9 protein-coding genes are annotated in these 9717 nt (G+C 72.5%); 3 read left to right on the top strand and 6 right to left on the bottom strand.

The genetic code is table 11. The features are described from left to right. The 6 genes from B7767_RS22510 to B7767_RS22485 form a co-directional block, all read right to left on the bottom strand. Positions 1 to 476: AMP-binding protein (locus B7767_RS22510; protein ID WP_143652586.1), on the bottom strand; the 476-nt coding region annotated here is incomplete at its 3' end. Positions 477 to 636: 160 nt separating this feature from the next. Then, complete coding sequence (locus B7767_RS22505) at positions 637 to 2811, bottom strand: 3-hydroxyacyl-CoA dehydrogenase NAD-binding domain-containing protein (protein WP_085573785.1); 2175 nt, start codon at positions 2809 to 2811, stop codon at positions 637 to 639. A gap of 39 nt (positions 2812 to 2850) precedes the next feature. After that, entirely contained in the window at positions 2851 to 4065 is a 1215-nt protein-coding gene (locus B7767_RS22500) for an acetyl-CoA C-acetyltransferase (RefSeq protein ID WP_085573784.1), read from the bottom strand. A 77-nt stretch (positions 4066 to 4142) separates the two neighbouring features. After that, a complete protein-coding gene (locus tag B7767_RS22495) occupies positions 4143 to 5291 on the bottom strand; it encodes an acyl-CoA dehydrogenase family protein (RefSeq protein ID WP_107486256.1) in 1149 nt (382 codons plus the stop codon). Further along, a complete protein-coding gene (locus B7767_RS22490; RefSeq protein WP_085573783.1) occupies positions 5288 to 6313 on the bottom strand; it encodes an LLM class F420-dependent oxidoreductase in 1026 nt (341 codons plus the stop codon). The genes B7767_RS22495 and B7767_RS22490 overlap by 4 nt, the downstream gene beginning before the upstream one ends. Then, complete coding sequence (locus B7767_RS22485; protein WP_085573782.1) at positions 6313 to 7467, bottom strand: CaiB/BaiF CoA-transferase family protein; 1155 nt, start codon at positions 7465 to 7467, stop codon at positions 6313 to 6315. The genes B7767_RS22490 and B7767_RS22485 overlap by 1 nt, the downstream gene beginning before the upstream one ends. 262 nt (positions 7468 to 7729) lie before the next feature. Between B7767_RS22485 and B7767_RS22480 the strand changes: the two genes are divergently transcribed. The 3 genes from B7767_RS22480 to B7767_RS22470 form a co-directional block, all read left to right on the top strand. Continuing rightward, entirely contained in the window at positions 7730 to 8452 is a 723-nt protein-coding gene (locus tag B7767_RS22480) for a TetR/AcrR family transcriptional regulator (RefSeq protein WP_085573781.1), read from the top strand. A gap of 91 nt (positions 8453 to 8543) precedes the next feature. Beyond that, positions 8544 to 9053: a DUF4334 domain-containing protein gene (locus B7767_RS22475; protein WP_085573780.1), complete on the top strand. Its 510-nt coding sequence runs from the start codon at positions 8544 to 8546 to the stop codon at positions 9051 to 9053. Then, positions 9050 to 9717: alcohol dehydrogenase catalytic domain-containing protein (locus B7767_RS22470; protein WP_179167241.1), on the top strand; the 668-nt coding region annotated here is incomplete at its 3' end. The genes B7767_RS22475 and B7767_RS22470, both read left to right, overlap by 4 nt.

The raw sequence follows: 9717 nt of genomic DNA, 5'->3' as shown, positions 1-9717 counted from the left end.
CCCGCCTCGGCCACCACCAGCCGCTCCAGCGGGGTGCCGGCGTCGGCCAGCAACGGCTCCCACACGGCGACCTGCGCCGCCCCCTCGACGACGGCGAGGCGGGCCCGGCAGTTGCGGGCGATGTGGATGATCTGCTCGGGGGCCGCGGTGCCGTAGACACTGACCGGGACCGCGCCGAGGCGGACCAGCGCCAGGTCCGACAGCCAGTGTTCGGGCCGGTTGGACATCATCAGCAGCACGTGGTCGCCGCAGCCGACGCCGAGGGCCCGGTAGCCGGCGGCGAGGCTCCTGGTGTGCTCGTGGATCTCCGCCCAGCCGAGCGTCGTCCAGTCGCCGTCGCCGTCCGGGTCCGCCGACTGCCAGGAGAGACCGGGCAGTCGCGGGTACGCGCGTGCGTTTCGGGCCAGCAGCTGCGGCAGGGTCCGGCCGGCCGGGTCGTCGGGCAGGTCGCCGGTGGTGCGGGGTGCTGATGTCATCGGGGCCTCCTTGCGGGTCGGAAGGGAACGTCTGGGAGACCGGGGCGGGGAGCCCCTGCCGGCGTGCCTGGTGGAGCCGAGGGGGTGGAGACCGACGACCCTGTCCACGGAACCGGGCGGTGCTCAGGGGACGCGGGACGCCACGGACCCCCGGAGCGGATCAGGAGTCGGTGAAGGTCTCGCCCCGTTCGGCCTTGCGCAGCAGCAGTCCGGGCGGGGCGAAGCGCTCGCCGTGCTTCGCGGCCAGCTCACGCGCGCGGGCCGTGAAGCCCGGCAACCCGCCCTCGTAGCCGTTGATGTACTGCAGCACGCCGCCCGTCCACGGCGGGAAGCCGATGCCGAGCAGCGAGCCGACGTTGGCGTCCGCCACCGAGACCAGCACGCCCTCCTCCAGGCAGCGCACCGAGTCCAGCGCCTCGACGAAGAGCATCCGCTCCATCATCTCGGTCAGGTCGGCGGGCTGCTTCGCGGGGTCCGTGAAGTGTTCGCGCAGCCCCGGCCAGAGCCCGGCGCGCCTGCCGTCGGCGTAGTCGTAGAAGCCCGCGCCGCCGGACCGTCCGGGGCGGCCGAACTCGTCGATCATGCGGTCCACCACCGTGTCCGCGGGGTGCGGCTCCCAGCGGCGGCCCGACGTCTCGGCCGCGCGGCGGGTCTCCTCGCGGATCCTGCGCGGGAGGGTGAGGGTGAGTTCGTCCATCAGGCCGAGGACCTTGGCCGGATAGCCGGCCTGGGCGGCGGCCTGCTCGACGGAGGCGGGCTCGATGCCCTCGCCGACCATGGCGACGCCCTCGTCGATGAAGCGGCCGATGACCCGGGAGGTGAAGAAGCCGCGCGAGTCGTTGACCAGGATCGGCGTCTTGCGGATCTGCCGCACCAGGTCGAAGGCGCGCGCCAGCGCCTCGTCACCCGTCTTCTCGCCCTTGACGATCTCCACCAGCGGCATCCTGTCGACCGGCGAGAAGAAGTGCAGGCCGACGAAGTCCCGCGGCCGCTGCACCCCCTTGGCGAGGACGGTGATGGGCAGGGTGGAGGTGTTGGAGCACAGCAGCGCGTCCGGGGCGACGACCTCCTGTATCTCCTGGAACACCTTGTGCTTGAGGCCGGTGTCCTCGAAGACCGCCTCGATCACCGCGTCGCAGCCGGCCAGGTCCCGGACGTCGGCGGTCGGGGTGATGCGGGCCAGCAGTGCGTCGGCCTCCTCCCGCGTGGTGCCGCCGCGCGACACGGCCTTGGCGCACAGCTTCTCCGAGTGGCCCTTGCCCTTGGCCGCCGCCTGTGCCGACACGTCCTTCAGCACGACGTCGATCCCCGCCAGCGCGCAGGAGTGGGCGATGCCCGCGCCCATCATGCCCGCACCGAGCACGGCCACCTTGGTCACCCTGCGCGGCTCGACGCCCCGGGGACGGCCGGCGCCGGAGTTCACGGCCCCCAGGTCGAAGAAGTACGCCTGGATCATGTTCTTGGTGATCTGCCCGGTGACCAGCTCCGTCAGGTACCCGGCTTCCACCACGAAGGCCGTGTCCACGTCGACCTGGGAGCTCTCCACGGCCGCCGCAAGGATGTTGCGCGGGGCCGGACAGGGGGCGCCGCCCGTCTTCTTCCTCAGCATCGCCGGGAGGGCGGGGAGCTGGGCGGCGAACTCCGGGGTCGCGGGGGTGCCGCCGGGGATGCGGTGGCCGGGGGCGTCCCAGCGCTGCGCGGACTCGGGGTGGGCGTCGACGAACGCCCGTGCCCTGGACAGGAGTTCCTCCTGGTCGGCGGCGACCTCGTCGACCAGGCCGGCCTCCAGGGCGCGCGCCGGTCCGTACCGGGTGCCCTCCAGGAGGACCTTCCGCAAGGCGTCCGCCACACCGAACATACGGACCGTGCGGGTCACTCCCCCGCCGCCGGGCAGCAGCCCCAGGGTGACTTCGGGAAGCCCGACGCGGACGGCCGGGCTGTCCAGCACCACGCGGTGGTGACAGGCCAGGGCGATCTCGTAACCGCCGCCCAGCGCGGCGCCGTTGATCGCGGCGACGACGGGCTTGCCCAGTGTCTCCAGGACGCGCAGCGAGCGCTTGACGCGCATCCCGGCCTCGTAGGACGCCTCCGCGGTCTCGGGAGTGACGGAGATCAGGTCGCGCAGGTCGCCGCCGGCGAAGAAGCTCTTCTTGGCGGAGGTGACGATGACGCCCCGGACGGTGTCGCGGCGTTCCGCCAGCCGCGCCGCGACGGCGTCCAGCGAGTCGATGAACGCGGCGTTCATGGTGTTGGCGGACTGGTCCGGGTCGTCGAGGACGAGGGTGACGACGTGGTCGTCGGACTCTTCCCAGCGGATGGTGGTGCTCTCGGTCATGAGGAAGTCTCCGTGAATGAGCTGGTGGGTCGCTGGGGCTCAGACGCGTTCGACGACGGTGGCGATGCCCATGCCGCCGCCCACGCACAGCGTGGCGAGGCCGTAGCGCTTGTCCTGGCGCTCGAGTTCGTCGACGAGGGTGCCGAGGATCATCGCGCCGGTGGCGCCGAGGGGGTGGCCCAGCGCGATGGCGCCGCCGTTGACGTTGACCTTGTCCAGGGACAGGCCCATGTCCTTGACGTAGCGCAGGACGACCGCGGCGAACGCCTCGTTGATCTCGATCAGGTCGATGTCGTCGACGGTCAGGCCCGCTTTGGCGAGTGCTTTGCGAGAGGCGGGCGCGGGCCCGGTCAACATGATGGTGGGGTCGGCCCCGGAGACCGCGGCGGAGACGATCCGGGCCCGCGGGGTCAGGCCGTGACGCCCGCCGGCCTCCTCGCTGCCGATGGCGACCAGGGCGGCGCCGTCGACGATGCCGGAGGAGTTGCCCGCGTGGTGGACGTGGTCGATCTTCTCGACCCAGTGGTACTTCTGCAGCGCCACCGCGTCGAAGCCGGCCAGTTCGCCGATGTCGGCGAAGGACGGCTTCAGCCTGCCCAGCGATTCGGCCGTCGTGCCGGGCCGCAGGTGCTCGTCCCGGTCGAGGACCGGCCGCCCGCTCCGGTCCCGCACGGGGACGACGGAGCGGTCGAAGCGCCCTTCCTTCCAGGCCGCGGCGGCCCGCTCCTGGGAGAGCGCGGCGTAGGAGTCCACGTCGTGCCGGGAGAAGCCCTCCAGGGTGGCGATCAGGTCGGCGCCGATGCCCTGCGGGACGAAGCCGGTGTCGTGGTTGGTACGCGGGTCCAGTGCCCAGGCGCCGCCGTCACTGCCCATCGGGACCCGTGACATGGACTCCACGCCGCCCGCCAGGACCAGGTCCTCCCAGCCCGAACGGACCTTTGCCGCAGCCATGTTGACGGCTTCGAGACCGGACGCGCAGAAGCGGTTCTCCTGCACGCCCGCCACCGTCTCCGGCAGCCCCGCGAGGACGGCGGCGGTGCGGGCGATGTCCGCGCCCTGGTCGCCCAGGGGGCTGACCACGCCGAGCACGATGTCGTCGATCGCCGCCGGGTCGAGGTCCGGGAAGCGGCGGAGGGTCTCGTGGATCAGGCCGACGACCAGGTCGATCGGCTTGGTGCCGTGCAGGGCACCGCCTGCCTTGCCGCGACCGCGCGGGGTGCGGATCGCGTCGTACACGTACGCTTCGGTGCTCACCTTGGGTGCCTTCCGGGTCGGGTCTGAAGGAGGCCGCGAACGCGACAGGGGTGTGGTCGGGGGAGGTCGGCCGGTGCTCAGGCGAGCAGGGAGCGGCCGATGATCTCCTTCATGATCTCGGTGGTGCCGCCGTAGATGGTCTGGACGCGGCCGTCGACGAACGCCCTGGCGACCCGGTACTCGGTCATGTAGCCGTATCCGCCGTGGAGTTGCAGACAGCGGTCGGCGACCCGCTTCTGCAGTTCGGTGGCCCACCACTTGGCCATCGAGGCGTGTACGGCGTCGAGTCCGCCCCGGCTGTGTTCGGTGACGCAGCGGTCGAGGAAGGTGCGGGTGACCGCGGTCTCGGTGGCCATCTCGGCGATCTCGAAGCGGATGTGCTGCAGTGTGGCCAGCGGCCTTCCGAACGCCTCGCGTTCCTTCACGTACCGCGTGGTGACGTCCAGGGTCTCCTCGGCCGCCGCGGCGGCGCCGACCGCGATGGCCAGCCGTTCCTGGGCGAGGTTGTCCATGAGGTGGGTGAAGGCCCGGTTCTCCTGGCCCAGCAGGTTCTCCTTGGGGACGCGTACGTCGTGGAAGAACAACTCGGCGGTGTCCTGGGCCTTCTGGCCGATCTTGTCGAGGTTGCGGCCCCGTTCGAAGCCCTCCGTGCCGCGCTCGACGACGAGCAGGCTCTGCCCGCCGCTGCCGCCCTCGGGGGTGGTGCGGGCCACCACGACGACGAGGTCGGCGAGGATGCCGTTGGAGATGAAGGTCTTCGCGCCGTTGAGCAGGTAGTGGTCGCCCCGGTCGGTGGCGGTGGTGCGGATGCCCTGGAGGTCGGATCCGGCGCCCGGTTCCGTCATGGCGATGGCGGTGACGAGGTCACCGGAGACGAATCCGGGCAGCCAGCGGCGTTTCTGCTCCTCGGTGGCGAGCCGGGTCAGATAGGGGCCGACGATGTCGTTGTGCAGGCTCAGGGCGAGCCCGGAGGCACCCGCGCGGGCGAACTCCTCGATGAGGACGGCGCTGTAGCGGAAGTCGTCGGTCCCGCCGCCGCCGTACTCCTCGCCGACGGCCATGCCCAGCAGGCCCCGGCGGCCCGCCGAGCGCCACACCTCGCGGTCGACGACGCCGTCCTTCTCCCAGCGTTCGTGGTGCGGGGCCACCTCCTTGGCGAGGAAGGTGCGGACGGTCTCGCGGAAGGCCTCGTGGTCGGGGCCGTACAGATCGCGTTCCAGGGTCACAGCCAACTCCTCACGTGTTCGATCAGCCGGGCGGGATCGGGACCGACGGGGGTGACGTCGAGCATGGTGACGCCCGCCTCGCGGAACACCTCGACGCGGTCGCGGACGTAGCCCTCGGGGCCGGCCAGGCAGAGGAGCTCCAGCAGTTCGGCCGGTACGGCGGCCTCCGCGTCCTTCCTGCGGCCCGCGAGGTAGTGCTCCCGGATCGTGGCGGCGGCCGACTCGTAGCCGTAGGAGCAGACCAGGTCGTGGTAGAAGTTGCGGCCGGGTGCGCCCATGCCTCCGACGTAGAGGGCGACGGTGGGGCGCATCAGGTCACGGACGGCCTCGGCGTCGTCGCCGATGGCCAGCAGGCCGCCCGCCACGACCGAGAGCGGGCCGAGCGCGGGGTCGCGCCGTGCGGTGCCCTCGGCGAGCGGCCCGCCCCAGACCTCGGCGGCGTGTTCGGGGACGTAGAGGAACGGCAGCCAGCCGTCGGCGAGTTCGGCGGTCATGCGGACGTTGGCCGGGCCGAGCGCGGCGACGTACACGGGGACGGTGTCGCGGACCGGGTGGTTCAGCAGTTTCAGCGGTTTGCCGAGGGTGCCGCCCTTCTCGGCCGGCAGGGGCAGGTCGGTGATGCCGTGGTGCTCGATCACCTCGCGCCGCCAGATCCGCCGGGACAGCTCGACCACCTCGCGGGTGCGGCCCAGCGGGCGGTCGTAGCGGCGGCCGTGCCAGCCCTCGACGACCTGGGGTCCGGAGGCGCCGACGCCGAGGAGGGCGCGTCCGCCGGTGAGGGCGTCGAGTCCGGCCGCGGTCTGGGCGATCAGCGCGGGGCTGCGGGAGTAGACGTTGAGGATCGCCGAGCCGATCCGCATCCGCTCGGTCTTCGCGGCGAGGTATCCCATGACCGTCGGGGAGTCGAAGCCGTAGGCCTCGGCCACCCAGACGGCGTCGAGTCCCGCGGACTCCAGGGCGGCGGCCCGGTCCGCGGCGGCGCGCGGGTCGCCGGCGTACGTCAGGGGTGAGGAGAGTTCCATCAGCGGTGGTCCTCGGTCAGTTCGGGCACGTCCCAGTCGCGGGCCACGTCGGAGGTGTGCGCGCCGGGGGCGGCCGGGGGGAGGCGGAGGGTGCCGGGGGTGGCGGAGAAGCGGGGGGCGGGAGCGGGCTGGGTGATGCCGTACGCCTGCGTGTAGGTGCCCCGTCCGGTCAGGTGCCGGTGGCCGGCCGCCTCGTGCAGCGAGAGCACGGGCGCGACGCAGGCGTCGGTGTCCTCGAAGACGGCCGTCCACTGCGCGCGGGTGGCGGTCTTGAACCGGGCGGTGAACACGGTGCGCAGCTCGGGCCAGTTGCGCGGGTCGGCGCGGTCCGGCAGGTCTTCGCCGTCCAGGCCGAGCAGGGAGACGAACACCGTGTAGAACTGCGGTTCCAGGGCGCCGACCGCCATCCAGCCGCCGTCGGCGGTCTCGTAGACGCCGTAGTGGGGGCAGCCGCCGTCGAGCAGGTTGCGGCCGCGGGCGTCCTGCCAGGTGCCCTCGGCGAGCATGCCCCAGAACATGGCCGTGAGGTGTGCGGTGCCGTCCACGATCGCGGCGTCCACCACCTGGCCGCGGCCGGTGGCGCGGGCGGTGAGCAGCGCGGCGAGGACGCCGGTGGTCAGGTAGAGGGAGCCGCCCGCGTAGTCGCCGAGCAGGTTGACGGGGACGACGGGTGGTCCGTCCGGCGTGCCGATCATGGACAGGGCGCCGGCGGTGGCGATGTAGCCGATGTCGTGTCCGGCCAGGGCGGACAGGGGGCCTCGCTGGCCCCAGCCGGTCATCCGGCCGTACACCAGCGCGGGGTTGCCGGCCATGCACTCCTCGGGGCCGACCCCGAGCCGCTCCGCGACACCGGGCCGGCACCCCTCCACCAGGATCTCGGCGCGCGCCGCCAACGCCCTTACCGTTCGCGGACCTTGGGGTGACTTGAGGTCGACCAGGACGGAGCGCTTGTTGCGGTTGGTCACGTCACGGGCGGGATCGCCGCCGAGCGGCGAGGGGCCGGGGCGGTCCACGCGCACCACGTCGGCGCCCAGGTCGGCGAGGAGCATCGCGGCGAACGGGCCGGGGCCGATCCCCGCCAGTTCGACCACGCGCACGCCGTCCAGCGGGCCCGCCGTGCGGCGGCCGGGTGGGTCGGGAGGGTGAGGGCTCATGGGTTCCTCTCTCGGTGCGCGGTGGGCTCGCCGCCGCTCGACCGGGACCTTACTGAGCGTTCGCTAAGAACGTAGGAGAGCGCACACGGTCGGTCAACTACCTGACCGGTGGGAGTTTTTACGGCATCGCACCGGGGAAGTGACATCGAGCCGGACGCCGGTCTCCCCGTTCTCCTGATCGATCGCTAAGCTGCCGGAAGGAGATGACGCGGACTCACGGCCGTACGATGTCGCCGATCGCCGCCCGTCTTGAGGAGAGTCGTTGAGCACCGAGCCGAGCCAGGACACCACGCCCTCGACGGAGCACTGGCGCTCCTACGGGCCGCTCGACCTGCACCCGATCCTGGTCCACGCCATGGAGGCCTTCAACGAGCACGGCTACCACGGAACTTCGGTCCGGGACATCGCCGGCCGGGTCGGCGTCACCGTGCCCGCGCTGTACTACCACTACGAGAACAAGCAGGCGCTGCTGGCCACGCTCCTCGAGACCTCCATCAAGGACGTCCTGGACCGCTGCCGGACCGCGGCCGGGGAGGCCGGGGACGATCCGCTGGCACGGTTCTGCGGCATGGTCGAGTCGATCGTGCTCTACATGGCCCACCGTCAGCAACTGGCCTTCCTGGACACCGAGATCCGCAGCCTGGAGCCGCAGAACCGGGCCCGCTACGTCGCCCTGCGCGACTATCTCCAGCACATGCTGCTGGACACGGTCGAGGCGGGCCGCGCCCAAGGCGTGTTCACCACGCCGGTCCCGGCCGACGCGGTGCGTGCGGTGCTCATCATGTGCCAGGGGGTCGCCAACTGGTTCCGCGAGGACGGTCCGCTGACCGCGGAGGAGGTCGCCGAACGCCACGTGCTGCTGAGCCTCGGCACCGTGGGCCACCCCGGCGCGGTCACCGGCGACCTCGCCCTCGCACTCCCCCGGCACTTCTCCCCCGCGCGGCCCCAGGCCTCCCGGGGCCCGGCTCCGCGCGCCTCCCGGTGACACGGCACGGCACGGCACCGCCGTAGGGTCCCACCGGCCACATCCCGACGTTCACCCCCACGGTTCCCGCACCGACGAGAGGACAGCCCCCATGGACGTGCTCGAGGCCCGCGCCCGGTTCCAGGAGCTCCGGGAGCAGGACGGCCCGGTCGACCCCGCCGAACTCGACGCGATATGGGCGGTGTTGGCGACCGTCCGGCCCGAGGAGATCCTCGGTGAGTGGAAGGGCGGCGAGTTCGACACCGGCCACCCCCTCAACGGCACGCTGGCGAAGGCCGGCTGGTACGGCAAGACGTTCGCCGCCGTCCACGACGCCAAGCCGCTGGTCTGCCGGAACGAGAAGGGCGAGCTGTACTCCGACCGCGAGCTCGGCATGGGCGAGGCCAGCCTGTGGACCGTCGAGTTCCGCGGCGAGTCGACCGCCACCATGGTCTACGACGGCCGGCCGGTCCTCGACCACTTCAAGCGGGTGGACGACACCACGCTGATGGGGATCATGAACGCCAAGGGCGTCCCCGCCGAAGGCCCCTTCTACTACTTCTTCCTCCATCGCGCCCCGGACGCCCCGCACGAGGCCTCCCGTGCCGAAGAGGGCTCGTGAGGCGTGTCCGCGCCGCGGTCACCGAGACACCGGGCGCCCCGTTCACCGTCCGGGACGCGGACCTCGAGGACCCGCGGCCGCACGAGGTGCTGGTGCGGATGACCGCGGCCGGCATCTGCCACACCGACCTGGGGATGCGGGACACCTGGCCCCGGCACCTCACCCCGATGGTCTTCGGCCACGAGGGCACCGGCCGGGTCGAAGCGGTGGGCGCGGAGGTGACCGGCGTCGTACCGGGGGACCACGTCTGCCTCACCTTCGCCAGTTGCGGCACCTGTGAGCAGTGCGCGGCGGGCCATCCGGCCTACTGCCACGCCTCGCGGGCCCGGAACTTCTCCGGTGGACGCGACGACGGCACCACTCCGCTCTCCCTCGACGGCGCACCGCTGCACGCCGGCTTCTTCGGACAGTCCAGCTTCGCCACGCACGCCGTCGTCCACGAACGCGGCGTGGTCAAGGTGTCCTCCGACCTGCCGGCCGCGGTCGCCGCGCCGCTGGGCTGCGGCGGCCAGACGGGCGCGGGCACCGTGCTCAACCGGCTGCGCCCCGAACCGGGCTCCTCACTGGTCGTCCTGGGCGCGGGCGGGGTCGGGCTGAGCGCTCTGATGGCCGCGGTGGCCGTGGGCTGCGACCCGGTGGTGGCCGTCGACCCGGTCGCCTCCCG

This window comes from Streptomyces sp. 13-12-16 (assembly GCF_002114215.1).
Taxonomy (GTDB): Bacteria; Actinomycetota; Actinomycetes; order Streptomycetales; family Streptomycetaceae; genus Streptomyces.
This window is presented reverse-complemented; position numbering and strand designations above follow the sequence as displayed.

Bases quoted from the DNA above. Each gene is read 5' to 3' on its own strand.
- B7767_RS22485 (WP_085573782.1), bottom strand. From the start codon at position 7,467: ATGAGCCCTCACCCTCCCGACCCACCCGGCCGCCGCACGGCGGGCCCG.
- B7767_RS22505 (WP_085573785.1), bottom strand. From the start codon at position 2,811: ATGACCGAGAGCACCACCATCCGCTGGGAAGAGTCCGACGACCACGTC.
- B7767_RS22490 (WP_085573783.1), bottom strand. From the start codon at position 6,313: ATGGAACTCTCCTCACCCCTGACGTACGCCGGCGACCCGCGCGCCGCC.
- B7767_RS22475 (WP_085573780.1), top strand. From the start codon at position 8,544: ATGGACGTGCTCGAGGCCCGCGCCCGGTTCCAGGAGCTCCGGGAGCAG.